At 65.5% G+C, this 23038-nt stretch carries 22 protein-coding genes, 1 tRNA gene, 1 other RNA gene and 1 riboswitch; of the genes, 11 read left to right on the forward strand and 13 right to left on the reverse strand.

Features of this window, described 5'->3' with window-relative positions; all coding sequences use genetic code 11:
- Nucleotides 1–10 precede the first annotated feature (10 nt).
- Together gcvH and gcvT are read right to left on the reverse strand one after the other, a co-directional pair.
- The gene (gene gcvH / locus SIL87_RS07575) at nucleotides 11–385 is read right to left on the reverse strand and encodes a glycine cleavage system protein GcvH (RefSeq protein ID WP_319613571.1); all 375 of its coding nucleotides are present in this window, start codon (nucleotides 383–385) and stop codon (nucleotides 11–13) included.
- 11 nt (nucleotides 386–396) lie between these two features.
- On the reverse strand, nucleotides 397–1476 hold the full coding sequence (gcvT, locus tag SIL87_RS07580) for a glycine cleavage system aminomethyltransferase GcvT (RefSeq protein WP_319615929.1): 1080 nt from the start codon (nucleotides 1474–1476) through the stop codon (nucleotides 397–399).
- 217 nt (nucleotides 1477–1693) lie between these two features.
- Nucleotides 1694–1808, reverse strand: a riboswitch (glycine riboswitch).
- A 75-nt stretch (nucleotides 1809–1883) separates the two neighbouring features.
- On the opposite strand from gcvT, the gene SIL87_RS07585 reads away from it, so the two are divergent.
- On the forward strand, nucleotides 1884–2081 hold the full coding sequence (locus SIL87_RS07585; RefSeq protein WP_319613572.1) for a hypothetical protein: 198 nt from the start codon (nucleotides 1884–1886) through the stop codon (nucleotides 2079–2081).
- Nucleotides 2082–2115: 34 nt separating this feature from the next.
- Here SIL87_RS07585 and SIL87_RS07590 read toward each other — a convergent pair whose 3' ends face one another.
- The gene (locus SIL87_RS07590) at nucleotides 2116–3543 is read right to left on the reverse strand and encodes an NAD(P)H-hydrate dehydratase (RefSeq protein ID WP_319613573.1); all 1428 of its coding nucleotides are present in this window, start codon (nucleotides 3541–3543) and stop codon (nucleotides 2116–2118) included.
- Nucleotides 3544–3632: 89 nt separating this feature from the next.
- Between SIL87_RS07590 and parA the strand changes: the two genes are divergently transcribed.
- Together parA and SIL87_RS07600 are read left to right on the forward strand one after the other, a co-directional pair.
- Nucleotides 3633–4262 (forward strand): ParA family partition ATPase, encoded by a 630-nt coding sequence (parA, locus tag SIL87_RS07595; RefSeq protein WP_319613574.1) that lies wholly within the window; start codon nucleotides 3633–3635, stop codon nucleotides 4260–4262.
- Nucleotides 4259–4684, forward strand: coding sequence for a hypothetical protein (locus SIL87_RS07600; protein ID WP_319613575.1), 426 nt, complete (start codon nucleotides 4259–4261; stop codon nucleotides 4682–4684). The genes parA and SIL87_RS07600 overlap by 4 nt, the downstream gene beginning before the upstream one ends.
- A 306-nt stretch (nucleotides 4685–4990) precedes the next feature.
- On the opposite strand, the gene ssrA is transcribed toward SIL87_RS07600, so the two are convergent.
- Nucleotides 4991–5304: a transfer-messenger RNA gene (gene ssrA, locus SIL87_RS07605) on the reverse strand.
- A gap of 5 nt (nucleotides 5305–5309) precedes the next feature.
- Between ssrA and thyX the strand changes: the two genes are divergently transcribed.
- The 3 genes from thyX to SIL87_RS07620 all read left to right on the forward strand — a co-directional run bounded on the left by thyX (nucleotide 5310) and on the right by SIL87_RS07620 (nucleotide 7763).
- Nucleotides 5310–6227, forward strand: coding sequence for an FAD-dependent thymidylate synthase (thyX, locus tag SIL87_RS07610; RefSeq protein WP_319615930.1), 918 nt, complete (start codon nucleotides 5310–5312; stop codon nucleotides 6225–6227).
- 189 nt (nucleotides 6228–6416) lie between these two features.
- On the forward strand, nucleotides 6417–7643 hold the full coding sequence (hemA, locus tag SIL87_RS07615; protein ID WP_319613576.1) for a 5-aminolevulinate synthase: 1227 nt from the start codon (nucleotides 6417–6419) through the stop codon (nucleotides 7641–7643).
- Nucleotides 7644–7688: 45 nt separating this feature from the next.
- A tRNA-Thr gene (locus SIL87_RS07620) sits at nucleotides 7689–7763 on the forward strand.
- A 94-nt stretch (nucleotides 7764–7857) separates the two neighbouring features.
- Here SIL87_RS07620 and SIL87_RS07625 read toward each other — a convergent pair.
- On the reverse strand, nucleotides 7858–9645 hold the full coding sequence (locus SIL87_RS07625) for an NAD+ synthase (protein WP_456304825.1): 1788 nt from the start codon (nucleotides 9643–9645) through the stop codon (nucleotides 7858–7860).
- Nucleotides 9646–9692: 47 nt separating this feature from the next.
- On the opposite strand from SIL87_RS07625, the gene SIL87_RS07630 reads away from it, so the two are divergent.
- The 3 genes from SIL87_RS07630 to SIL87_RS07640 all read left to right on the forward strand — a co-directional run bounded on the left by SIL87_RS07630 (nucleotide 9693) and on the right by SIL87_RS07640 (nucleotide 11014).
- A complete protein-coding gene (locus SIL87_RS07630) occupies nucleotides 9693–10004 on the forward strand; it encodes a hypothetical protein (protein ID WP_319613577.1) in 312 nt (103 codons plus the stop codon).
- A 77-nt stretch (nucleotides 10005–10081) separates the two neighbouring features.
- Nucleotides 10082–10453, forward strand: a complete 372-nt coding sequence (locus SIL87_RS07635) for a YidB family protein (protein ID WP_319613578.1) — start codon at nucleotides 10082–10084, stop codon at nucleotides 10451–10453.
- A 6-nt stretch (nucleotides 10454–10459) separates the two neighbouring features.
- The gene (locus tag SIL87_RS07640) at nucleotides 10460–11014 is read left to right on the forward strand and encodes an NADPH-dependent FMN reductase (protein ID WP_319613579.1); all 555 of its coding nucleotides are present in this window, start codon (nucleotides 10460–10462) and stop codon (nucleotides 11012–11014) included.
- Between the two features lie 239 nt (nucleotides 11015–11253).
- On the opposite strand, the gene SIL87_RS07645 is transcribed toward SIL87_RS07640, so the two are convergent.
- The 5 genes from SIL87_RS07645 to SIL87_RS07665 all read right to left on the reverse strand — a co-directional run bounded on the left by SIL87_RS07645 (nucleotide 11254) and on the right by SIL87_RS07665 (nucleotide 16697).
- Nucleotides 11254–11463, reverse strand: coding sequence for a hypothetical protein (locus SIL87_RS07645; protein ID WP_319613580.1), 210 nt, complete (start codon nucleotides 11461–11463; stop codon nucleotides 11254–11256).
- A gap of 176 nt (nucleotides 11464–11639) precedes the next feature.
- Nucleotides 11640–12788, reverse strand: a complete 1149-nt coding sequence (locus SIL87_RS07650; RefSeq protein ID WP_319613581.1) for a beta/alpha barrel domain-containing protein — start codon at nucleotides 12786–12788, stop codon at nucleotides 11640–11642.
- Nucleotides 12788–14194 carry a class II 3-deoxy-7-phosphoheptulonate synthase gene (locus SIL87_RS07655; RefSeq protein ID WP_319613582.1) on the reverse strand — a complete coding sequence of 469 codons (1407 nt, stop codon included), beginning with the start codon at nucleotides 14192–14194 and terminating at the stop codon, nucleotides 12788–12790. The genes SIL87_RS07650 and SIL87_RS07655 overlap by 1 nt, the downstream gene beginning before the upstream one ends.
- A 48-nt stretch (nucleotides 14195–14242) precedes the next feature.
- Entirely contained in the window at nucleotides 14243–15616 is a 1374-nt protein-coding gene (gorA, locus tag SIL87_RS07660; protein WP_319613583.1) for a glutathione-disulfide reductase, read from the reverse strand.
- Between the two features lie 79 nt (nucleotides 15617–15695).
- A complete protein-coding gene (locus SIL87_RS07665) occupies nucleotides 15696–16697 on the reverse strand; it encodes an SDR family oxidoreductase (RefSeq protein WP_319613584.1) in 1002 nt (333 codons plus the stop codon).
- 150 nt (nucleotides 16698–16847) lie between these two features.
- On the opposite strand from SIL87_RS07665, the gene SIL87_RS07670 reads away from it, so the two are divergent.
- Complete coding sequence (locus SIL87_RS07670; protein WP_319613585.1) at nucleotides 16848–18635, forward strand: monovalent cation:proton antiporter-2 (CPA2) family protein; 1788 nt, start codon at nucleotides 16848–16850, stop codon at nucleotides 18633–18635.
- A gap of 21 nt (nucleotides 18636–18656) precedes the next feature.
- Here the strand turns inward: SIL87_RS07670 and SIL87_RS07675 are convergent, their stop codons facing one another.
- Both SIL87_RS07675 and SIL87_RS07680 read right to left on the reverse strand, forming a co-directional pair.
- On the reverse strand, nucleotides 18657–19580 hold the full coding sequence (locus SIL87_RS07675) for an NAD-dependent epimerase/dehydratase family protein (protein WP_319613586.1): 924 nt from the start codon (nucleotides 19578–19580) through the stop codon (nucleotides 18657–18659).
- 3 nt (nucleotides 19581–19583) lie between these two features.
- Nucleotides 19584–20555, reverse strand: a complete 972-nt coding sequence (locus tag SIL87_RS07680; protein ID WP_319613587.1) for a GDP-mannose 4,6-dehydratase — start codon at nucleotides 20553–20555, stop codon at nucleotides 19584–19586.
- A gap of 181 nt (nucleotides 20556–20736) precedes the next feature.
- Between SIL87_RS07680 and SIL87_RS07685 the strand changes: the two genes are divergently transcribed.
- The gene (locus SIL87_RS07685) at nucleotides 20737–22242 is read left to right on the forward strand and encodes a glycosyltransferase family 4 protein (protein WP_319613589.1); all 1506 of its coding nucleotides are present in this window, start codon (nucleotides 20737–20739) and stop codon (nucleotides 22240–22242) included.
- Here SIL87_RS07685 and SIL87_RS07690 read toward each other — a convergent pair.
- Complete coding sequence (locus tag SIL87_RS07690) at nucleotides 22205–22939, reverse strand: SIMPL domain-containing protein (protein ID WP_319613591.1); 735 nt, start codon at nucleotides 22937–22939, stop codon at nucleotides 22205–22207. The two genes, SIL87_RS07685 and SIL87_RS07690, sit on opposite strands and share 38 nt — an antisense overlap.
- Nucleotides 22940–23038: the final 99 nt, after the last annotated feature.

Genomic DNA, 23038 nt, shown 5'->3' on the forward strand with positions numbered 1-23038 from the left:
GGACCTGGGGTCAGAGGGTTTGGACGAAAGCCTGGTAGTCCGCTGCGGTCATCAGCGTGGCGAAGGCGGCGGGATCGTCGAGGCGGAGTTTGAAGAACCAGGCGGTGGATTCGGCGGATTTGTTGACCAGGGCGGGATCTTCGGCGAGGGCGGGGTTGTGTTCGGTGACGCTGCCGGCGAGCGGGGCGTAGACATCCGACGCGGCCTTGACGCTTTCGACCACGGCGCAGGCCTCGGCGGCGGCGACGTGGCGGCCCGGTTCCGGGAGTTCGACGAACACGACGTCACCGAGGGCGGTCTGCGCGTGGTCGGTGATGCCGATCGTGGCGATGTCGCCTTCGAGGCTGACCCATTCGTGGTCGTTGGTGAAGCGGGTTTCGGACATGGCGGAGCCTTTCAGCGGGCGTAGCGGTGGGGGACGAAGGGCAACGGGGCGACGTGCAGCGTGACGGTGCGGCCGCGCAGGGTGGTTTGCAGCGGCGTACCGTCCTCGGCGTGGTCGGGGTGGACGTAGCCGAGGGCGATCGGGGCATCGAGGCTGGGGGCGAAGGTGCCGGAGGTGACGATGCCGGTGGGTGTGCCGGAGAGTGTGTGGAGGCTGGCGCCGTGGCGGACCGGGGCGCGGCCTTCGGCGCGGAGGCCGACGAGTTTGCGGGCGGCGCCGGATTCGAAGGCGGCGCGCACCGTGGCACCGCCGGGAAAATCCCAGGTGGTCTTGCGGCGCTTGGCGATGGCGAAGCCGAGTCCTGCCTCGATCGGCGAGGTGGTTTCGTCGATATCGTTGCCATAGAGCGGCAGGCCGGCTTCGAGGCGGAGGGAATCGCGGGCGCCGAGGCCGGCGGGTTTGACCCGTGCATCGGTCAGCAGGGCGGTGGCGAGGGCTTCGGCGCGTTCGGCGGGGAGGCCGATTTCGAAACCGTCCTCGCCGGTGTAGCCGGACCGGGTGATTGTCATGCGGGCACCGAGACTGGTGACCGTGATGATGTCCATGAAGCGCATTCCGGCGATTTCGGGGATCAGGGATTGCAGGATGGCACCGGATTCGGGGCCTTGCAGGGCGAGCAGGGCGCGGTCGAATTGCGGGGTGAGGGTGACGCCGGGGGGGAGATGGGCGCGGATATGGGCGATGTCGGTATGTTTGCGTCCGGCATTGAGGACGAGGAGGAGATGATCGCCGGTGTTGGCGACCATCAGGTCGTCGACGATGCCGCCGGTTTCGTTCATTAAAAGAGTGTAGCGCTGGCGGCCCGGTTTCAGGCCGGTGATGTCGCCGGTGACGACGCGCTCAAGGGCGGATGCCGCATCCGGGCCGGTCAGAATGGCTTGGCCCATGTGCGAGACGTCGAACAGGGCCGCATGGGCGCGGCAATGGAGGTGTTCGGCGATGATGCCCTCGTATTGCACCGGCATGGCGTAGCCGGCGAAATCGACCATGCGGGCGCCGAGGGCACGGTGCATTGCATCGAGCGGCACGATGTGCGGGTCGTGGGTGTGCGATTCGAGACTTTGCGATTCGAGACTGTGCGATTCGTGATCGGCCAAGGGTCGAGTGTCTCCCGCGTGAACAGCGGACGGGTGCAGAACCGTCCAGACTGACCCCCCTCTGTCGCGGAACCTGAGAGATTCGGATCGGGGTTGGCCCGGTCCTTACGCCGTCGGTGCGGCGCGATTGCGCCGGCTTTCCAGAGATTCGTTTTTCCGCGCGGTCCTGTGTGCCTGAGCGTTTCCGGGGGCCGGTTGCGCCTTCGGCGGCGATGCTGAGGCCCGGGGTTGGTTCCGGTTGCGTCGCTCTCTCCCGCGCGGGAGTTCGAATACGCCCTTGATGAGCGAGGTTGGAGTTAAAAGCAAGCGGCGCGTAACGGAGGCAGCCGCACTATACCGACATGTTGAGAATCGAGCCACGCGGTGTGGCACCGGGGGATGGAACCGGCTGTGTCGTTGCCGGGGGTTGCGGCACGGGTGCGGGGGCGCTCGGCGCCATGCGCAAAGGCGGGGTGCCGAAGCTCGACCCGATCGGGGCGGCGAAGGCTGAGAGTGAGGTGACTGCGATCATGAGCATCAGGATAATCAACATTTCCTAAGAATAGGTTAACAGATCGGGTTTCGCCAACGATCTTAAGTCGTATTTTTCGGGCGGTGCTTGGAATGATACGTGGGAACGAGGCTTGCAAGAATTGCGGGCAGGGCGTCCGCGAGGTCTTCGGCGATCAGGCCGGGGCCGCACGAGCGGGCCGCCGCGCCATGCAACCAGACGCCGGCGGCGGCGGCTTCGAAGGTGGGCATGTTTTGGGTGAGCAGTCCGGCGATGATGCCGGCGAGCGTGTCACCGGAGCCTGCCGTCGCGAGGCTCGGCGGGGCGTTGTCGTTGATCGCGGCCCGGCCATCGGGGGCGGCTATTACGGTATCCTCGCCTTTCAGGACCACGACCGCGCCGATCCGGGCGGCGGCGGTGCGGGCGCGGGCGAGTTTGTCGCCGGACAGGGAAGGGAAGATCCGGGCGAATTCCCCTTCGTGCGGGGTGATGACGGCAACGCCGGCGAGGCGTTCGGGCTGGTTGGCGCAGGCGGTCAGGGCATCAGCGTCTGCGACGATCCGGCGTTGCGCTTCGATCAGGGTGGCGAGGGCGGAGCCTGCGGTTTCAATGCCGAGACCGGGGCCGCAGAGCCAGGTCATGCGGCGGGAATCGGCGAGCAGGCCGGCCATCGGATCGGTGCGGATCATGATGCCGGGAGCGGCACCGTGGATCGGTGTCGGGGTGGCGAGGGTGAGGAGGCCGACGCCGGTGCGGCGCGCGGCATTGGCGGCGAGGATGGCGGCGCCGGACATCGGGCCGGCGAGGATGGTCAGGTGGCCGCGATCGTATTTATGTCCGGCGTGGTCCGGCGTGGGGATGCGCCAGAGTGCCGGGGTGTTGCGCCAGAGCGAGGGGGTGATGTGCGCGATCGCCTCGGACGGCATGCCGATATCCGCGCAGTGAATGATGCCGCAGCGGGATTTGCCGGGCAGCAGGAGATGGCCGGGTTTGGGCGCAACGAAGGTAATCGTGCGGGCGGCATGGCCGGGCTCGCCGCGCAGTGCGCCGGTCGCACCGTCCACCCCGCTCGGGATGTCGATCGCGATGAGGGTTTTTGCCGCATCGAGCAGGCGGGACACTGCGGGGTCGAGCGGGCGGGACAGGCCGGCGCCGAAAACCGCGTCGATCACCAGATCCGCGCGGCGGACCTGATCGAGATCGGGCGCGACGGTTGGACCGCGCCAGGCGGCGGCGGCCTGGCCGGGGGGGCTGGCGGGATGGGAATGGGTGATCGGGGCGACGGTAACCGGCCAGCCGGCGGCGGCCAGATGACGGGCGGCAATGTACCCGTCGCCGCCGTTATTGCCCGGTCCGGCAAGGACCAGCACCCGGCACGGATGGTGGTGACGGCGGATGAGGCGGGCGACGGCGCGGCCGGCGTTTTCCATCAATGTCGCGACCGGCATGCCGCAACCGGGGGCGGCGCGGTCGATCAGGGTCATTTCCGCAGGCGTGAATAGTGGTTCCATGTTCGATATGTGGGACAGGCGGTCGGGGGTTTGCTAGACCGGTGGGCCCATGATCGTGTTTCGCGTGCATGGTGAAACCGGAGGCTCCGATGGTGGCGGTGATTGCGGTGGCGCAGCAGAAGGGCGGGGCGGGCAAGACCATGATGGCGGCACAGCTCGCGGTGGCGTTTGCGGCGGATCGGCGCGTGGCGCTGCTCGACATCGATCCGCAGGGATCGCTCACCGCCTGGGCCCGGCTGCGGGCGGCGAATCCGAAGGCGCGGGGGGTGGTGACGATCGAGACCGTCTCGGGCTGGCGGCTCGCGGCGGCGCTCGAAAAACTGCGTGGGGGCCATGAGATCGTGCTGATCGATACACCGCCGGTGCTCGATTCGGATGCGCGGCGGGCGATCAGGGGTGCTGATCTGGTGCTGGTGCCGCTTAATCCGGCGCCACCCGATTTATGGGCGGCGGAGGGGACGCTGAAACTCGCCGCCGAGGAACGCCGCGCGGTGGCGCTGGTGTTCAACCGGGCGGCGGCGGGATCGAAGCTGCGGCGGGTTATGGAGGCCGGGATTGCGGGGCGCGGGTTGGTCCTGCTCGAAGAGACGCTCGGGAATCGGGCTGGTTATGCCAATGCCTTCGCCGAGGGATTGGGGGTGGCGGAGACCGCACCTTCAAGCCTCGCGGGGCGGGAAGTGGCGGCGCTGGCGGCGCGGGTGCTGGCGATGGTGGCATGAGCACGCCGGCTTATGATCTGATGACCGGCTTGCTCGCGGTTCACTTGGCCGGGTTCGCGGCGTGGAGCGGCTTTCTCGCCGGGGTTCTGCTGCTCGGGCCGGCGGGGGTGCAGTTGTTGCGATGGTCGCTGATCGCGATGCCGGTATCATTGGCTTCGGGCTGGGCGCTGGCGGTCGTGCAGTATGGGGGGCCGGAGGATTGGCCCTGGGCGGTCAATGCGATGCAGACCGCAGGGCTCGCCATGGCGGTCGTGCTGCTGGTGGCGTGGTTCGGCGGGGTGTTGCTGGTGCGCGATTCGGAGGCCTCGCGCGATGCCGATGCGCGGGAGCAGGCGATGCGGCGGTTGAACCGGCTGGTCGCGATCGATTTGCTGCTGGCCGTGATGAATCTGGGGTTTGCGGTGATCGGCAGATATGGATGAAATACGAATATATCAAAAATTAGCATGCCGATGGATGCATGTAACACATTTTTTCTTTCAATACCCCCTATACGACACGAAAGGGTCTTGCTCGATTGTCAAAAATCGTTCATCTATCGGCCGTGGCGCTTACGGGAATTTGACAGGTCGAAATCGATTGGTCGGGTTGTCAGGGTGCCAGCCGCCAAGTTTAGGGAGCCTCATATATCGCATCAGAATGGTGCTGGCCGGTCCAATGACCGGCCTTTTTTTATGCGGTTTTGCGGGCTGGTTTGGGTTTGCCGGGAGGTTTCGGGGTTCGGTGGAAGTGGGGGGCTTCTGTTGCCCGGTGCCCCCCGAACCGCGCTTATCGCTTATGCAGCGACAGCGAATGCCTCGAAATTATCGTTGGCACTTGTGATATAGCCCGATAACGGCGGTACAATGCCGAGCGAAAGATGGGTCTTTACCGTGCGTGTCGAGCCTGTTTCGCCCCCATGATCCGCCAATGAAGGCGGAATTTGGTGGAGGCGCCGGGTACTGCCCCCGGGTCCACAACACTTATTCCACGCACCGTTTATCGCCATAGCCGGTTGCCCAGCTTGCGTCATATAGGCGATATAAGCGCCTTGCGAAAGGGAGCATGATGAATCTCACGGAATCCGACCTTGCCGAGATCGACGCCGCGCGGGGGCAGTCGGCCACGACCCGGCGCGCCACCGTGCCGGCGCTGGAGGCGATGCTGTTCACCCCGGTGCCAGTGCTCGACCACGGATTCGTCCGGGTGATCGACTACATGGGCGATGACGCCGCCGTGGTGCAGGCGGCACGGGTCTCCTATGGGCGGGGGACGCGCAAGGTGAGCGAGGATGAGGGGTTGATCCGCTATCTGATGCGCCACCGTCATTCCACGCCGTTCGAGATGTGCGAGATCAAGTTTCATGTGAAGCTGCCGATTTTCGTCGCACGGCAATGGATCCGGCATCGGACCGCGAATGTGAACGAGTATTCCGGGCGGTATTCGGTGATGGACCGGGAGTTTTATATTCCGGCCCCTGAGCATCTGGCGGCGCAATCGGCGAGCAACCGGCAGGGCCGCGGCGAGGTGCTGGAAGGCGCGGAGGCAGAGTCGGTTCTGGCGTTGCTGCGTGAGGATGCCGAACGCAATTACGCCCATTACGAGGCGATGCTCAACGAGGGCGGTGCCGATCCCGACCGGCGCGGGTTGGCGCGGGAGTTGGCGCGGATGAACCTGACGCTGAACGCCTATACCCAGTGGTACTGGAAGACTGACCTGCATAATTTGTTCAATTTCATGTCGTTACGCGGCGATGCTCATGCCCAGTATGAAATTCGGGTCTATGCCGATGCGATGCTGGCGATGACCCGTGCCTGGGTGCCGGCGAGCTGCCGGGCGTTCGAGGACTACCGGCTCGGGGCCGCGCAGTTTTCCGCGACGATGCTGGCGGTGCTGCGGCGGATGCTGGGCGGCGAGGTGGTGGAGCAGGCGGCGTCCGGGCTTTCGAAGCGGGAATGGTCCGAAATGATGGCCATGCTCGAATAATGGATGCGGGACGTTCCAAACACGCATATCGCCGATGTGATCGGCGGACATGGCAAAAAAATGAAAAAGATCGAATATATCCACTTGACGAGACCGGCCTGCATCCGCGCAATATCATGTTGCCGTACAGGCCAATAGGTTAACAAATCGATCGGTGCCCGGAATCCGGGCGTGCGCCAGGAGCAGGATATGAACCGCGACCACAAGTTCATCGCGCAATGCGACAAGGCTTTGGCAGAAATCCGCGCCGCCGGGCGGTATCGCCGGTTCGTGGCGCTTGAGAAGCTGGCGGATCGGTTTCCGTATTACCGCGTGACGATGGAGGGCAGAACCGAAGATATTCTGGTCTGGTCGTCGAACGATTACCTTGCGATGGGCACCGACCCCGAAGTGATCGAGGCCTCGATCGAGGCGGCGCGGACCATGGGCGCGGGGGCGGGCGGCACACGCAACATTGCGGGGTCCTCGCCGATCCATGTCGCGCTGGAAGCCGAGCTGGCGGCGCTTCACGGCAAGGATGCGGCGTTGCTGTTCACCTCGGGTTATGTGTCGAACCAGGCGACGCTGAGTGCGGTGCTGAATTCGCTGCCGGACTGGCATGTGTTTTCCGATGCGCAGAACCATAATTCAATGATCGTGGGCATCAAGGGCGGTAAATCCTCGACCGTTCATGTGTTCGGGCATAACGATCTGGAGGATCTGGAACGCAAGCTGGCAGCGGCACCGGTCGATGCGCCGAAGATGGTGGCGTTCGAGAGCGTGTATTCGATGGATGGCGATATCGCGCCGATCGGGGCGATCTGCGATCTGGCGGATAAATATAACGCAATCACCTATCTCGACGAGGTTCACGCGGTGGGGATGTATGGGCCGCATGGGGCTGGCGTTTCCGAGCGGGACGGGGTGGCGCACCGGCTGACCATCATCGAGGGGACGCTGGCAAAGGCCTATGGCTGCCATGGTGGGTATGTGGCGGGGGATTCCAGCGTGATCGATTATATCCGCTCGACCGCGGCGGGGTTCATTTTCACGACGGCCTTGCCGCCGCCGACGGTGGCTGCGGCGCTGGCTTCGATCCGGCGGTTGAAGGTGGATCAGGCGCGGCGGGATACGCTGTTTGCGCGGGCGGAAATGCTGAAGGCGAAATTCGATGCGGCGGGGTTGCCGCGCCTTGCGTCCGAGAGCCATATCGTGCCGCTGATGATCGGCAATGCCGCGCGGGCGACCGAGGTTTCGATGCGGCTGATCCGCGAGTTCGGCATGTATGCGACCCCGATCAATTACCCGACGGTACCGGCGGGGACGGAGCGGCTGCGCTTTACCCCGGGTCCGAAGCATACCGAGGCGATGATGGACGATCTGGTCACCGCTTTGAAGCATATTCTCTCGGGCGCCAGCGCGGTGGCGGCGGCGTAGGGTCGGCTTGCGAGGGTGATGCGCTCTCGCTATAGCGGGCGCGTGGCCGACATAGCTCAGCGGTAGAGCAACTGATTCGTAATCAGTAGGTCCCCGGTTCAATCCCGGGTGTCGGCACCATGTGTTTTACCGAATTCCGGGAATTTTGATCGCTGGACCGCGCGGTTTGGCGGGGTTCAGCGCTGCTTGATGTGATTGTGGCGCGGTTCCTTGGTCAGGAGATCAGGTCGGTGAAGCCGTTGGTGATCGGGTAGCGGCGGTCGCGGCCGAAGGCGCGTTGGGTGATTTTCACGCCGGGCGGGGCCTGGCGGCGTTTGTATTCGGCGCGGTCGAGCAGGCGCCAGATCCGGGTGACGGTGGCGCGGTCGTGGCCGGCGTCGATCAGGTCGGCGAGGGAGGCTTCGCCCTCGATCAGGCCGGCGAGGATTTCATCGAGACACTCGTAGGGCGGCAGGCTGTCCTGATCGGTCTGGTTGTCGCGGAGTTCGGCGCTGGGGGGCTTGGTGATGACGCGGGCGGGCATGACCGGGCCGGCCGGGCCCATCGCGTTATCCGGACGGTGGGTGTTGCGCCAGCGGCAGAGCTCGAACACCGTGGTTTTGTAGACGTCTTTCAGAACCGAGTAGCCGCCGCACATGTCGCCGTAGAGGGTGGCGTAGCCGACCGACATTTCGGATTTGTTGCCGGTCGTGAGCACCATCGCGCCGAGTTTGTTCGATAGCGCCATCAGGATCAGGCCGCGGGCGCGGGACTGGATGTTTTCCTCGGTGATGTCCGGCGCGCGGCCTTCGAATAGCGGGGTGAGGACGGTCTCGAACGCGGCGGTGGCATCCGTGATCGGGATGGTGTCGCACCGGATGCCGAGCAGGCTGGCGCAGGCGGCGGCGTCTTCGAGGCTGTGGGCGCTGGTGTAGCGGCTCGGCATCATCACCGCGCGCACCCGGGCCGGGCCCAGCGCATCGACCGCGACGGCGGCGGAGATCGCGCTGTCGATCCCGCCGGACAGGCCGAGGATGACGCCGGGGAAGTTGTTTTTGTTCACGTAATCGGCGAGGCCCATGACCATGGCGCGGTAGACGAGGTCGAGCCGTTCGGGATCGGGGGGGATGGGATGCGGCGTGCAGACCAGCCCGGTTGCGGTGCGCTGCCACGTCGTGATGGCGAGACCGGGTTCGAAATGGGCCATGCGCAGGGCGATCGAGCGATCGGCGTTCAGGGCGAAGGAGGCACCGTCGAACACGATCTCGTCCTGCCCGCCGGTGAGGGCGGCGAAAATGAACGGGAGGCCGGTTTCGACCACGCGGTTGAGCGCGAGTTGCAGGCGCCGCCCCTGCTTGCCGTCTTCGAACGGGGAGGCGTTGGTCGAAATCAGGATTTCGGCCCCGGTTTCGGCAAGGGTTTCGGGAACGGCGGGGAACCACCAATCCTCGCAGATCGGCACGCCGAGGCGGAAGCCGCGAAATGGCACCGGGCCGGGGGCGGGACCGGCGACGAAGACGCGTTTTTCATCGAACACGCCGTAATTCGGCAGTTCGTGCTTGGCACGGCGGGCGATGATGGCGCCGCCATCGAGGATGAAGGCGGCGTTGTGCAGATTGCCGTTCGAGAGCCAGGGCAGGCCGACGATCACGCCGGGTCCGCCATCCGCGGTGTCGGCGGCGAGGGATGCGGCGGCGGTTTCGCAGGCGGCGATGAAGGCGGGTTTCAGGACGAGATCTTCGGGCGGGTAGCCGGCGATGCTGAGTTCGGGCGTGACCAGCAGATCCGCACCCTGGCGGGATGCCTCGTTGCGGGCGGTGCGGATGGCGGCGAGGTTTTTGTCGATGGCGCCGACGTGAAGGTCGAGCTGGGCGATCGCGATGGTCAGCTTTTCGGTCATGTGCCGATGATAGGGGGATTCGGGCGGCGCGTCATGATTGCCGGCGCGGATCGCGCTTGTTTTGGCAGCGAACGGGCGGTATGCCGCCTCACGCCCTTGTGAGGTTGTGTCCGCACGAGGCATCAATCAATGCGATCGGCTTCACCCAACCTTTGACGGAGATGTTTTTCATGACGACGACGAAAATCCTGCGGGCGATCCTGCCCGCGCTGGCGCTGACCTTCGCGGTGGGTGCGATCGGCACCGCGCATGCCAGCACCAAGAAGAAGACCGAATCGAGCATGACCCACAGCAAGCTGCCGGGCTACAAGACCGAAGCAAAAGCCAAGACCGCCTGCGGCATGGGCGCAGTGGTGTGGCACGCTACCGGCAGCAAGGCGTATCATACTGCAAAGTCGAAGTATTTCGGCAAGACCAAGCATGGTGCCTACGTGTGCGAGAAGGCGGCGATGGAGGATCATCTGCACGCGGCGAAGAATTAATCGCAACGCGCAATAATCCCGTTTGACTCGCGGCCGGATTGCCTGCTTGATCCGGTCGCGAAATCGCGAGGGGTGTCATGGGTTTGTTCGATCAGATTTCCGGCATGGTGGGCTCGGCGCTCGGCGGGTCCGACGATGCGGCGGGCGGTGGCATACAGGCTCAGGTGATGAGCGTGCTGAAGCAGAACGGGATCGATGGGATGTCCGGCCTGGTGCAGCAATTCGAGCAATCCGGCATGGGGGCGCATGTCGCCTCATGGGTCGGGGACGGACAGAATTTGCCGATTTCGGCCGCGCAGGTGCAGGCAGCGCTGGGCAGTCCGGTGATTGCCTCGATCGCGCAACGGTTCGGCGTCGATCCGGCGATGGCGGCCAATCTGCTCGCGCAGCACCTGCCCGATGCGGTGGATCAGGCGACGCCGGATGGCACTATGCCCGACGGTTCGTGACCGGGGATGAGCGATTTCACCATCGTCGGGTTGTGCGGCAGTCTGCGGCGGGGTTCGTTCAACATGGCCGCGTTGCGCGCGGCGGCCGATCTGGTGCCTGAGGGGGCGGTGATCGAGATCGCCGGGATCGGCGATATCCCGTTATATGACGATGATGTGCGCGCGACGGGAATGCCTGAACCGGTGCTGACGCTGGCCGCGCGTGTGGCGGCGGCGGATGCGGTTCTGATCGCGACGCCGGAATATAACTACTCGATTCCCGGGGTGCTCAAGAACACGATCGATTGGCTGTCCCGCTGCGATCCGCAGCCATTCAAGGGCAAGCCGGTGGCGATCATGGGGGCGAGCCCCGGCATGATCGGGACGGCGCGGGCGCAATACGATCTGCGCAAGGTGTTCGTGTTTCTCGATGCGCATGTGCTGAACAAGCCGGAGATCATGATTGGCGGGGCCGCGCAGAAATTCGATGGCGGTGGCGTATTGGTCGATCCGGTGACACGCCAGTTCATCGGTCAGCAGATCATCGCATTGCGCGACTGGGCGCGGCGGTTGCAGGGCTGAAACGGCAATCGCCCGAACCGTGGGGCGGTTCGGGCGATCTTGTCGGGGCTTTGTGTTTGGCGCGGCGGTTCCACCGATCGGCTTTCAGCGCACGTTCCACGCGGGTTTTCGTGTGTTTCGGGCGGTAGAGCGGATTGGTCAGAAGATCGCGCGCCATGGGATTTCGCTTGCGCGCCATGGCATTTACTCCAGAATGGGGCGCGGATCGCGCCCGGAACGTTACGCTGGTAGCGCCGGGATTATCGCAGCGTCAAGACGATGTTGCGCGCGGCGCGACGGCGGAGCCACCACCGGGCGCCCTCCAGGCATAAGGCGAGGCCGATGAGCACGATCAGAATGTTCTGGCCGAGGGGGCTGAGTGACAGGCCGACAGGCGTGCCGCGCATCGCGATGCCGGGGACTGCGGCGATCATGGCCAGGACCAGCGAGGCGGTCACGACTGGATGCATCGGTAGGCTCCTCAGGTTGAGCGATCAGGTCGCGACGGACCTAGCCAGAAATTTAATGCAAGGTTCATGCCGATATGAGAAAACAACGGGTTACGTCTCCCCAATTGGGACGAGTGTAAGATTTCCTGACAAACTCTATGGGATCGTCGGAGTTCAGGACAAGCGGTTGGTGGCGTTCAGGTTCGGTCGCGCAGCAGGAATTCGCGGCCGATCTTGACGCGGGACTGGCCGTCATAGGCGACGATATCGGCGGTGGCGTAGGTTTCGCCCCAGGTTTCGGGGATGAAGCTGCCGGTACCGACCACGTCGATCGGGGTGTGGGCATCGGCGAGGACGCTGCATTTCTCGACTCCGAAGCCGGAGGAGGCCACGATCCTGACGCGGACGAACCCGGCTTCATCGAGGGTTTCGCGCATCCGCCAGATCGCGGCCGCGGAGACGCCGGTTCCGATCAGGTAGCGCAATTCGTTGTGGCTGCGGTAGCGGCGGATCGCGCCCGGTGCGTGACGTTCCATCACCGCATAGCTTTCCTGCGGATCGAGCCCTTCGAGGAATCGGCCGCCATGGGTGTCGAGCCGGACCGAGAGGCGGCCGGATGCGGCAAGTTCGGGGTAGCGGCGGCACACGGCGAGGGCATCGGTGACTTCGAGGCCGAAATAATCGGTCAGCACCGTGAGGTCGGAGTCGGGAAAGGTTTCGCGGAACATCTCGGCGGCGCGCAAGGTACTGCCGGCATAGCCGATCAGGGCGTGGGGCATGGTGCCGAACCCGTGCGGCGCGCCGAAATAATGCGCGGTGGCATCGTTGGCGTTGCCGATGAAGCCGCGCGCGCCTTCGGCCTGCGCCGCGCGCGAGCCGACGGCGGCGGCGTAGGCCATCATCTCGGCCATCTCGGCCCCGGCGCAGTGCCGGGCTTCCATCGCGAGAAAGGCGGATTTCGGCAGGGCCGCGCACATCTGATAGGCGTTGTGCGCGGCAACGCAGGCCGGACCGAGTTTCTGCAGCAGGATGGTCTCAAGGTCGACCAGGAGCAGGAAACTGCCGGTGATATAGGCGATCGGTTCACCAGCGCCGACCCAGGTGCCTTCGGGGTGCTGAAGCTCGATATCGATGGTCTCGCCGCGCGCGGCGGCGACCTCGTTCAGCCAGGCCAGCATGAGGGCGGGGGCGGAGACGACCGGGCGGCGGAGAAAATAGGCGTAGGTCACCCGGCTGTCGCCGAATTTGGCGACGATCGCCTTGGTCCGGTTGAAATACGCATCGGTCCGCGCCGCGATCCCGGCATCGAGATCGGCGCGGGAGACGCGGCGCGGGGCGCGGCCCATTATTCCGCCGCGATCTCGGTGGTCCGGGGGGCGCGGCGGGATTTCAGCTCGGCGGCGATCAGGAAGGCGAGTTCGAGCGATTGTTCCGCGTTGAGGCGGGGGTCGCAGAAGGTTTCGTAACGGGCTGAAAGGTCGGCCTCCGAGAGTTGGCGGGCCCCGCCGATGCATTCGGTGACGTCCTGCCCGGTCATTTCGACATGCACACCGCCGGGAATGGTGCCCTCCGCCTCGTGAATGTCGAAGAAGCCGCGGACTTCGGACAGGATCGCATCGAAGCGACGGGTCTTGATCCGGCCTGCGGTGGTGATGGTGTTGCCGTGCATCGGGTCGCACAGCCAGGCATTGTGGCGGCCTTCGCGCCGGGCTGCGCGCAGGAGTTTGGGCAGCTTGGCCGCGACGTGATCGGCCCCCATCCGGGCGATGAGCGTGAGGCGGCCGGGTTCGGCATCGGGGTCGAGCCGCTCGATAAGGCGGAGCAGGTCGTCCTCCTCCATGGTCGGGCCGACCTTCAGGCCGATCGGGTTTTTCACCCCGCGCATGAATTCGACATGCGCGCCTTCGAGCTGGCGGGTACGATCGCCGATCCAGAGGAAATGGGCGGAGCAGGCATAGTGATCGCCGGTGGTGGAATCGACGCGGGTGAGCGCCTGTTCATAGGGCAGCAGGAGGGATTCGTGGCTGGTGTAGAATTCGGTCTCGTGGATCTGCGGCGTGGATTGGCTGGTCATGCCGCAGGCGGCCATGAATTGCAGGGTCTCGTCGATGCGCGAGGACAGGTCGCGGTAGCGCTCGGCCAGGGGCGAGCGGCGGACGAAATCGAGATTCCAGCGATGGACCTGATGGAGGTCGGCATAGCCGCCGGAGGCGAAGGCGCGCAGCAGATTGAGGGTGCCGGCGGACTGGAAATAACCGAATTCCATGCGCGCGGGGTCCGGCATGCGGGCTTCGGGGCTGAAATCAGGGCCGTTGACGATATCGCCGCGATAGGAGGGCAGTGTCACGCCGCCGATGGTTTCGGTGTCCGACGAGCGGGGCTTGGCGAACTGGCCGGCCATGCGGCCGAGCTTGATCACCGGCACCGAGCCGCCATAGGTGAGGACCACGGCCATTTGCAGCAGGACGCGGAACGTGTCGCGGATGATGTTGGCAGTGAAATCGCCGAAGCTCTCGGCGCAATCGCCGCCGTGGAGCACGAAGGCACGGCCCTGCGCGGCAAGGGCGAGCGAGGATTTGAGGCGACGGGCTTCGCCGGCAAAGACCAGGGGCGGAAAGCGGTGCAGGCGGGCTTCCATCGCGGCGAGCTTGTCCTGGTCCGGATAGGACGGGACTTGAAGGATCGGCTTGGCGCGCCAGGATGCGGGCGTCCATTGTCCCTGGGGTGCGGCAATCGGGGTCGTTGCGGTCATGCTGGTCTCCTCGGCGGGATCGCTATAATCCCGAATCGAGCAATTTAGCTACTCCGCCGCTTTCGCATCCGCCGTGCCGACACGGCGGGTCTCGGTCCGCAGGGTGACGAATTCCTCGGCGGCGGTGGGATGGATGCCGATGGTATGGTCGAAATCCGCCTTGGTCGCTCCCGCGATGATGGCGATGGCGATGCCCTGGATGATCTCGGCGGCGTCCTCGCCGAGCATGTGGGCGCCGATCACCTTGTCGGTCTCGCCGTCGACCAGCAGTTTCATCAGGGTCTTGCGCGGGCGTCTGCTCAGGCTGTGGCGCATCGGGGTGAAGCGGGTGACAAAGATTTTCGTGCCCGGCGGCGCTTCATCCTCGTGGACGCCGATGGTGGCGAGCGGCGGGATCGAGAATACGGCGCTGGGGATGTTGGTCAGCGACACGCCGCGCGGATTGGCGCCGAACAACGTGTCGGCCAAGGCGTGGCCTTCGGCGGTGGCGACCGGGGTCAGGTTGAGCCGGTCGGTGACGTCGCCGAGGGCGAAGATATGGGGGATGTTGGTGCGGAACGCCTCATCGATCGGGATCGCCCCGCCGGGGGCAAGGGTGACCCCGGCGTGTTCGAGACCGAGACCCGCCGTGTTCGGAGCCCGGCCCGTCGCGAAGAAGATGCAATCGGCATCGATGTGATGGCCGTTGGTCATGTGCAGGCGTTTGGCATGGCCGAGATCCTCGATTTTCAGGGGACACTGGCCGGGGTGGAGGGTGATCCCGTGATTGGTCAGGGCTTCGGAGAGGCCGGCACGGAGATCGGGGTCGAAGCCGCGCAGGGGGAGCGGCTGGCGATAGACCAGATCGACCTTCGAGCCGAGGCCCGCGAAGATTCCGGCGAATTCGACGCCGATATAGCCGGCGCCGATCATGACGACGCGGTTGGGGCGCTCAGGCAGGTAGAAAGCGTCGTCCGAGACGATGGCGTGCTCGCCACCGGGGATGTCAGGCCGGATCGGGTGGCCGCCCGTGGCGATGGCGATTCGGGCGGCGGTGTGCCGGTGATGCCCGATTTCGATGGTGTGGGCGTTATGGATCGTGGCCGTACCGTTGAAGATGGTGGCGCCGGCGCGTTCGAGCAGGCCGGTATAGGCGCCGTTCAGCCGGGCGATCTCCGCATTTTTCGCCGCGATGAACCGGGACCAGTCGTGAGCGCCTTTGGTCATGTTCCAGCCGAAGCCGGTGGCGTCCTCGGCGGCGAGTCCGTATTCGGCGGCCATAACCATCAGCTTTTTCGGGACACAGCCGATATTGACGCAGGTGCCGCCCCAGAACCGGTTTTCCGCGATGCCGACCCTGGCGCCGTGCCCGGCGGCGATGCGGGCGAGGCGGACACCGGCCGAACCGCCGCCGATGACGAAAAGGTCGAAATCATGGGTCATTGCACGTCAGGCTCCTTGCATTCGCCGCCCAGTTTCGCATGATCGGGCGGCGAGAGGGAAGGATCGACGGGCGACCGCGCTAGAAATCGTATTTTTTCGCCAGCTGATGCAACCCGGCGATCGCTCCGGCACCGGCCACCGCGAGGAGACCGTAGGCCACGGATTTATGCCGGTCGGTGAACATCTCGAAGCTGCCGTGGCGGGACTGGTCGGTGAAGCGGCCCCGGGCGCCGCGGGGGCCGGAGACGGGTTCGAACAGGTTTGCGGGCTGATCCGCCGGGAGGGGCTGGTTGGACATTTGCGTGGAATAGCCGTGGGTGGCGAGGTAGTTATCGGCGAAACCCGGGGCGATCCGGTTGGCGAGAATGGCGACCACGGTGGGCATGCCGACCCAGATTTCCCTTCGGTGGTTGAAGGCTGCGAACACGATGGCGTTGGCGGGAATTTCGGGGTCGTAGATCGGCGGGACGGGTTGGGCGCGACGGCCCATTTTGTTCAGCGCCCAGTCGAATTGCGGCGTGTTCACCGCCGGCAGATGGACCATGCTGATCTTGATCGCGCTGCGGTCGTGGATGAGTTCGCTGCGGAGACTGTCGGTGAAGCCCTTGATCGCGGCTTTCGCGCCGCAATAGGCTGATTGCAGCGGCACCGAGCGGTAGGCGAGGGCGGAGCCGACGTTGATGATCGTACCCTCGCCTCGGGTTTTCATATGCCGTAGCGCGGTCATGACGCCATGGACGGTGCCGAGATAGGTCGCCTCGGTGGCGCGCTTGAATTCGGCGGGCGTGATTTCGGCGACCGGGGCGAAGATCGTTGCCATCGCGTTGTTCACCCAGATATCGATCGGGCCGAGTTCGGCTTCGATCGTGTCGGCGGCGTGGTCCACGGCATCCGCATCCGCCATGTCGGCGGGGGCGACGCAGGCACGGACACCGAGCGTACGCAGTTCGGCGGCGGCGGTTTCCAGACGCTCGCGGTCGCGCCCGATCAGGCCGATATCGCAGCCCTCGCGGGCGAAGGCCTGAGCGGTGGCGCGACCGACACCGGCGCCGGCGCCGGTGATGACGGCGAGTTTGGTCATGAGATGATCCCCTGTTGTTCAAATCGGGATGTTGGAACCCGAGGGTATCGAAAGCAGGGTCGCGGACATGACGATGTGTCCATGCGCGACATCGTGCTTGACAGGGCATGCTGCGGGCTGGTGGGTTGGGCGTTCACGAAAAGGGCATTGATGATGATTGAGACGCTGGTGGCCTTGCTGGCCGCGACAGTGGTTATGGTGCCGATTGCCCGGCGGCTCGGGGTGGGCAGCATCGTCGGTTATCTGGTGGCCGGGCTGGTGATCGGGCCGGACGGGTTGCGGCTGGTCACCGGAGTATCGCAGATCCAGAACGTGTCGGAACTCGGCGTGATCATGCTGCTGTTCCTGATCGGGCTGGAAATCCGGCCGCATCGGCTCTGGATTCTGCGCAAGACCATTCTTGGTCTCGGCTTCGGCCAGATGGTGCCGAGTGCGGCGGTGCTTGCGTGGCTCGCGCATCTCGCGGGGCTGGACTGGCGGGCCTCGGTATTGCTGGGGTTGGGGCTCGCCCTGTCCTCCACCGCGATCGTGCTGCCGATGCTCGGCGAGCGCAACCTGCTGAGTGCTGCCTCCGGGCGGGATGCATTCGCTGTGCTGCTGTTTCAGGACATGGCGTTCATTCCGCTGGTGGCACTGGTGCCGCTGTTCGCCGGCGGGCATCTGCCGGATCATTTGCCGCACCACGTGCCGTGGCTCGCGGTCGGGCGGGCGGTGGTCGCGGTCGTCGCGATTCTGGGCGGCGGGATATACCTTGTCGAGCGGATATTTCGGTTGGTGGGCGGCACGCGGACGCCCGAAGTGTTCACAGCGATGACGCTGCTGATCGTGGTCGGCACGGCGGCGCTGGCGCATTGGGCCGGATTGTCGCCCTCGCTCGGCGCGTTCATGGCCGGGGCGCTGCTGTCGGATTCCGAGTTCCGTCATGCGATTCAGGCGGATATCGAGCCGTTCGAGGGATTGCTGCTCGGGTTTTTCTTTATTTCGGTCGGCATGTCGGTCGATTTCGGGCTGCTGGTGGCACAACCGCTGACGATCGTGGCGGCGGTGGCGGCGACGCTGATTGTGAAGGCAGTCGTCGGGTTCGTCGTTTCCTTCATCAAGCGCCGGAGTGCCGCGACCGCGCTGCGGTTTGCGGTGGCCTTGCCGGAGGGGAGCGAATTCAGCTTCGTGCTGTTCGGCGCGGCGGTAAGCGCGGGGGCGTTGAGCAGGACCCAGGCCGGGCTGGCGACGCTGACGGTGGCGCTTTCGATGCTGGTGGTGCCCCTGCTGTTCGCGGGGATCGAACGGTTCGCGGTTCCCCGGATGAACAAGCGCAAGGTGGCCTCCGCCGCGATCGCGCCGGATCGGCCCACACCGGTGCTGATCTGCGGGTTCGGGCGGGTCGGGCAGATCGTCGGTCGGTTGCTCTCGGTCCGGCGGATACCGTTCACCGCGCTTGATCAGAATGCCGAGCATGTCGCCTTCGTGCGCCGGTTCGGCGCGAGGGCGTATTTCGGCGATCCGACCAGGATCACGGTGCTGCGCGCCGCCGGCGCCGAGACCGCGAAAGTGCTGGTGATCGCGCTCGACGATGTCGAGGCGGCGCTGAAACTGGCCGAGTTGGCGCGCCGGCATCTGCCGCATCTGACCATCATGGCACGCGCGCGCAACCGGCGACACGCGCAGTTGCTGATGGACCTCGGGGTAACGCTGATCGTGCGCGAGACCCTGCTGTCGAGCCTGAAACTGGGCGAGATGGCATTGACCGCGCTTGATGTGCCGCCCGGGGAGGCGGCGCGCACGGTCGCGACGTTTGCGGCCCGCGACGAGGCGCTGCTGTCCGAGACCCAGGGGTTCGCCGGTGACGAATCGCGGGTGATCGCCAGCCTGCAACAGAGCGTGACCGAATTGCAGGAATTGTTCGAGGCCGATCGCGAGGTGACCGCCGGAGCGGGGTGAGCCGACTTCCGGAGAGGGTGGTCAGCGCGGTTCCGGGGTGGGGGCCGCTTGCAGCATGGCGCGCAGGGTGTCCTCGAACGGGATGGTGGGATGCCAGAACAGAATGCGGCGTGCGGCGGCGGGGTTGCCGAAGGCGGTGGGGATATCGACCGGGCGCAGGCGGGACGGGTCGATCTCGATGGCGATGTCCTTGCCGGAGGCGGCGATCATGGCGTCGAGAATGTCGCCGATCCGGCGTGGCACGCCTGAGGCCAGATTGAAGACCGGGTTGAGCGGCAGATCGTCGCGATGTTCGATTGCGAGGCTGTAGGCGCCGACCACGTCGCGCACGTCGAGGAAGTCGCGTGCGGCATCGAGGTTGCCGACGCGGATCACCGGGGGTTGCCGGTCCTCGCTGATCGCTCTGATCTGGGCGGCGAAGGCGGGGATGACGAAGGCATCGCTCTGGCCGGGGCCGGTATGGTTGAACGGGCGAAACCGAACCAGGCGGAGGCGGGATTCCGCGGCCATCGCCCCGAGGGCGAGGTCGGCGGCGGCTTTGCTCGCGGCGTAGATGTTGAGCGGTGCGAACGGCGCCTGTTCGTCGAGCGCGGTGCCGGCGCGGAAACTGTCACCATAGCATTCGGCGCTGCCGGCGTGGACCATCACGCTATCGGGGGCGACGGCGAGGAGGGCGCGGGCCACCGCGAGGCTGCCGCCGAGATTGACCGCGAAAGCGGCGTCAGGCGCCGCGCGCGCTGCCGGAACTGAGGCGATGCCCGCGAGATGGACCACGACATCCGGCTGTGCCGCCTCGATCATCGCGGTGACCGCGATGGGATCGGTCATGTCCGCGGTTCCGGCGATGATCGAGGCGGCGGGCCAGCGGGAAGCGAGAGCACGGCGGAGATAGGTGCCCACGAAACCGCCGGCACCGGTGATCAGGATGCGGGCGGGCGCCGGCATCGTTCAGCGCGAGAGGCGGGCGAGATCCGCCGCGACCATTTCGGCGGCGAGGTCTTCGAGTTTCACGCGGGCCTTCCAGCCGAGTTTGCGTTCGGCCTTGGCGGGATCGCCGAGCAGAAGTTCGACCTCGGCGGGGCGCATCAGGGCCTGATCGGTGCGGACGTGATCGGCCATCGTCAGGCCTGCGGCCTTGAACGCCATGTCCGCGAAATCGGCGACGCGCATGGTTCGGCCGGTTGCGATGACGTAATCGTCGGGCTGGTCCTGCTGGAGCATCAGCCACATGGCCTCGACGTAATCGGCGGCGTGGCCCCAGTCGCGTTTCGCCTCGACATTGCCGAGGGTGAGGTGATCGGTGAGGCCGAGCTTGATCCGGGCGACGCCGTCGGTGATCCGGCGGGTGACGAATTCGATGCCGCGCAACGGGCTCTCGTGATTGAACAGGATGCCGGAGGAGGCGTGCATGCCGAAGCTTTCGCGGTAGTTCACCGTCATCCAGTGGGCGTAGAGTTTCGCGGCGGCGTAGGGGCTGCGGGGGTAGAACGGCGTGGTCTCCGATTGTGGCACGGCCTGCACCTTGCCGAACATTTCCGAGGAGGATGCCTGGTAGAACCGGGCCTGCGGGCGACCGATCCGCACCGCTTCGAGCATGGTGACGGCACCGAGCCCGGTGACGAGGCCGGTCAGCGAGGGTTGCTGCCACGAGGTGGCGACGAAGCTCTGGGCCGCGAGATGATAGACTTCGTCCGGCTGGTGGGTCTGCACGATCCGCACGACGCTGCCGAGATCGGTGAGGTTGCCTTCGACCAGTCGGACCCGGTCGATCACGCCGAGCCAGCGGAGGCGCTCGCCGATGATGTCCGACGAGGCCGACCGCCGCATGACACCGACGACCTCGTAGCTCTTTTCGAGCAGAAACCGGCTGAGATATGCGCCGTCCTGGCCGGTGACACCAGTAATCAGGGCAGTGGGCATGCTTACTCCTGGATCATGATCATTCTGTCACCATATGTTGCAGGGCTCAACTGGACGCCCACATCATCGGTGTTTACAGGGTCGGACAAGGTATCCTTAAGGTTGCCAATCGTAATGAGCAAGGGGCGTAGTATAATTTCGATATGTTAATCTATATTTTGAACATAATTGACCGCGCGCGATGACCATCTGGATCGATGTCGATGATCTCATCGGGTATTTTTATGCGGGAAATCGCCCGAGCGGAATTCAGCGGCTGTCCTTCGATCTGGCCTGTGCATTGATTGACGCGGGTGAGGGGCACATCAAGGCGTGTCGTCATGGGCCGGGTATGCCGGGTTTCACCGAGATCGACTGGGTGGATTGCCGGACCAAATTATCCGATGCGATGCATGGCGCGGGTGAACACGGGCCGGTGGATGCGGCGGTGAGCCAAGGGACCGATGCGGTCGCCGAGCTGTCGGCGATCCGGCGCGCGGCGCGCGGCCTGCCGCTCGATCTGCGGGGGCCGGTGGCGCGGATCTACGTTGCCGAACGCAACGCATTCGACGGGTTGAGGCATTTCGGGATCGCCCAGGTCCATGCCCTTCGCGCAATGCGCGATCTTGTTGTCGGCTCCTGGCGCTGGGTTCGGCCGCGGCGGCGCATTGCGACGATGATGCCGGTGGCGGGCGTGCACGAGACCCTGCCTGCGGATGTGGCACCTGAGCCTGTCGTCGTCGACCGGCCTGTACAGTTTGCCGCCGGCGATGTCCTGATCTCGACGGGTGCGACCTGGCAGTTTCCGCATTACGGCGCTCAGATCGATCATATCCGGGCCATGGGGGTGCGGTTTGCGCCGTTCGCGCATGACATGGTGCCGCTGCTGTTCCCGGAATGGTCGGTGAAGGCCACCACCGAGGCCTTCGAGCGCTGGGCACGCGGGGTTCTGACCCGCGCGGATGTGCTGTTCGCCAATTCGGATGCGACGGCGCGCGATGTTGCGCATTACGCGCGGCGGACCGGGCTTGTCATCCCGCCCGCCATCAAGCTGCCGATGGGCGCGAGTTTTCCCCGCGCGATCGATCCCGATGCGCCGCGTCTGCACGAGCGGCCGTTCGTGCTGTTCGTCTCGACCATCGAGCCGCGCAAGAACCACGCGGGGATGCTCAGGTTGTGGCGGCGGTTGATCGACGAGTTGCCCGCCGAGCAGGTACCCGATCTCGTATTGGCGGGGCGGGTGGGGTGGCTCGCGCATGACGTGGTGGCGCAGGCCGAGAATGCTGACTGGTTCGGTGGAAAGTTGCGCCTGATCCAAGGGCCGAGTGATGCCGAACTCGCGTCGCTTTATAGGGACTGCCTGTTTACCGTCTATCCGTCGTTCTATGAAGGATGGGGATTGCCGGTGACCGAGGGGTTGAGCTTCGGCCGCCCGGTTGCCGCGTCGAACCGGGCATCGATCCCTGAGGCGGGGGGTCCGTTCTGTGCCTATTTCGATCCCGAGGATATGAACGATGCGTATCGGGTGATCTCGCGGATGATCCTTGAGCCCGCGATCGTGGCTGCGCTGGAGGACAGGATCGCGCGCGAGTTCCGCCCGCCCTCCTGGGCGGATAGTGCGGCGGCGATCATTGCCGCTCTGGGTGATGGCCGGGAGGCCGTGACGGCGCTCAGCGATTCGACAGCGTTATTGTCGCGGACAGGTTGATCTCCTCGCTGATCGGGCCCGCCTGAACCTGCGGACCCGAAGGTGCGGCGCGCGTTGCCATCATCATCATCGGGCGGATCGGCGATCGCGTGGCGATCTGCATGTGGGTGACCGGGCCGACGGTGGCACCCAGTGCCGTGGCGGCGGCCCTGGCCTCCGCGCGCATCTGGCCGACCGCATCGGCGATCGCAGCCGAGCGGGTCTGGCGGAGGGCTGCCTCGCTGAGGCCGGCACCGATCGAGTCGAGCAGAATGCCGTCATGCTGGAAGGTGCCAATCAATTTGCGGACCGGCGCTGCGGCGGCTGTATCCGGGGCGGCATCGAACGTCAGAGTGGCGGTTTGCTCCGCACGCCACCTCGTGCGTTTCTGATCGGTGGGCTCGACGCTGTAGGAGCCTGTTGTGGCGCGCAGACCCTTCAGCGCGCGTGCCCCGGCCAGGAGAGCGGCCATGCGGCGATTGACGTCGGCCTGGGCTTTCGCGGGACTCGGGGATTGGCTCTCGACTGTGAGCGTTGCCAGCATCTGGTCCGGCGCATGATCCGCGTGGCCGGTGACTGCAAGGCTGAGTTGAGTCGGAGGGGGTGTGCTCGGCGCGGCGCGGATGGTGGCCGAACCAAGCGACCAGGCGAGGGCGGCGATGAGCGTGGCGACGCCGAGGCGCAGGGCTGCGGATCGGCCGGGGACGAGCGTTTTCATGGCGATATCATCGCCGATCAACGCCAATTTCGCCAGAGCCGGGCCGATCGCGCCGTCGTCAGGAAAAAATGGGGGGCGTCCCTTGCCGAACGCCAATGG

Source organism: Acidiphilium acidophilum, assembly GCF_033842475.1.
Taxonomy (GTDB): domain Bacteria; phylum Pseudomonadota; class Alphaproteobacteria; order Acetobacterales; family Acetobacteraceae; genus Acidiphilium; species Acidiphilium acidophilum.

Excerpts from the sequence above, each read along its gene's own strand:
- SIL87_RS07645 (WP_319613580.1), bottom strand. The coding sequence starts at position 11,463 with ATGCATCCAGTCGTGACCGCCTCGCTGGTCCTGGCCATGATCGCCGCA.
- SIL87_RS07670 (WP_319613585.1), top strand. The coding sequence starts at position 16,848 with ATGATGATTGAGACGCTGGTGGCCTTGCTGGCCGCGACAGTGGTTATG.
- gorA (WP_319613583.1), bottom strand. The coding sequence starts at position 15,616 with ATGACCCATGATTTCGACCTTTTCGTCATCGGCGGCGGTTCGGCCGGT.
- gcvH (WP_319613571.1), bottom strand. The coding sequence starts at position 385 with ATGTCCGAAACCCGCTTCACCAACGACCACGAATGGGTCAGCCTCGAA.
- parA (WP_319613574.1), top strand. The coding sequence starts at position 3,633 with ATGGTGGCGGTGATTGCGGTGGCGCAGCAGAAGGGCGGGGCGGGCAAG.
- SIL87_RS07685 (WP_319613589.1), top strand. The coding sequence starts at position 20,737 with ATGACCATCTGGATCGATGTCGATGATCTCATCGGGTATTTTTATGCG.
- SIL87_RS07600 (WP_319613575.1), top strand. The coding sequence starts at position 4,259 with ATGAGCACGCCGGCTTATGATCTGATGACCGGCTTGCTCGCGGTTCAC.
- SIL87_RS07585 (WP_319613572.1), top strand. The coding sequence starts at position 1,884 with ATGTTGAGAATCGAGCCACGCGGTGTGGCACCGGGGGATGGAACCGGC.
- SIL87_RS07680 (WP_319613587.1), bottom strand. The coding sequence starts at position 20,555 with ATGCCCACTGCCCTGATTACTGGTGTCACCGGCCAGGACGGCGCATAT.
- hemA (WP_319613576.1), top strand. The coding sequence starts at position 6,417 with ATGAACCGCGACCACAAGTTCATCGCGCAATGCGACAAGGCTTTGGCA.
- SIL87_RS07665 (WP_319613584.1), bottom strand. The coding sequence starts at position 16,697 with ATGACCAAACTCGCCGTCATCACCGGCGCCGGCGCCGGTGTCGGTCGC.
- SIL87_RS07690 (WP_319613591.1), bottom strand. The coding sequence starts at position 22,939 with ATGAAAACGCTCGTCCCCGGCCGATCCGCAGCCCTGCGCCTCGGCGTC.
- thyX (WP_319615930.1), top strand. The coding sequence starts at position 5,310 with ATGAATCTCACGGAATCCGACCTTGCCGAGATCGACGCCGCGCGGGGG.
- SIL87_RS07590 (WP_319613573.1), bottom strand. The coding sequence starts at position 3,543 with ATGGAACCACTATTCACGCCTGCGGAAATGACCCTGATCGACCGCGCC.
- SIL87_RS07655 (WP_319613582.1), bottom strand. The coding sequence starts at position 14,194 with ATGACCGCAACGACCCCGATTGCCGCACCCCAGGGACAATGGACGCCC.
- SIL87_RS07630 (WP_319613577.1), top strand. The coding sequence starts at position 9,693 with ATGACGACGACGAAAATCCTGCGGGCGATCCTGCCCGCGCTGGCGCTG.
- SIL87_RS07625 (WP_456304825.1), bottom strand. The coding sequence starts at position 9,645 with ATGCCTCGTGCGGACACAACCTCACAAGGGCGTGAGGCGGCATACCGC.
- SIL87_RS07640 (WP_319613579.1), top strand. The coding sequence starts at position 10,460 with ATGAGCGATTTCACCATCGTCGGGTTGTGCGGCAGTCTGCGGCGGGGT.
- SIL87_RS07675 (WP_319613586.1), bottom strand. The coding sequence starts at position 19,580 with ATGCCGGCGCCCGCCCGCATCCTGATCACCGGTGCCGGCGGTTTCGTG.
- SIL87_RS07650 (WP_319613581.1), bottom strand. The coding sequence starts at position 12,788 with ATGGGCCGCGCCCCGCGCCGCGTCTCCCGCGCCGATCTCGATGCCGGG.
- SIL87_RS07635 (WP_319613578.1), top strand. The coding sequence starts at position 10,082 with ATGGGTTTGTTCGATCAGATTTCCGGCATGGTGGGCTCGGCGCTCGGC.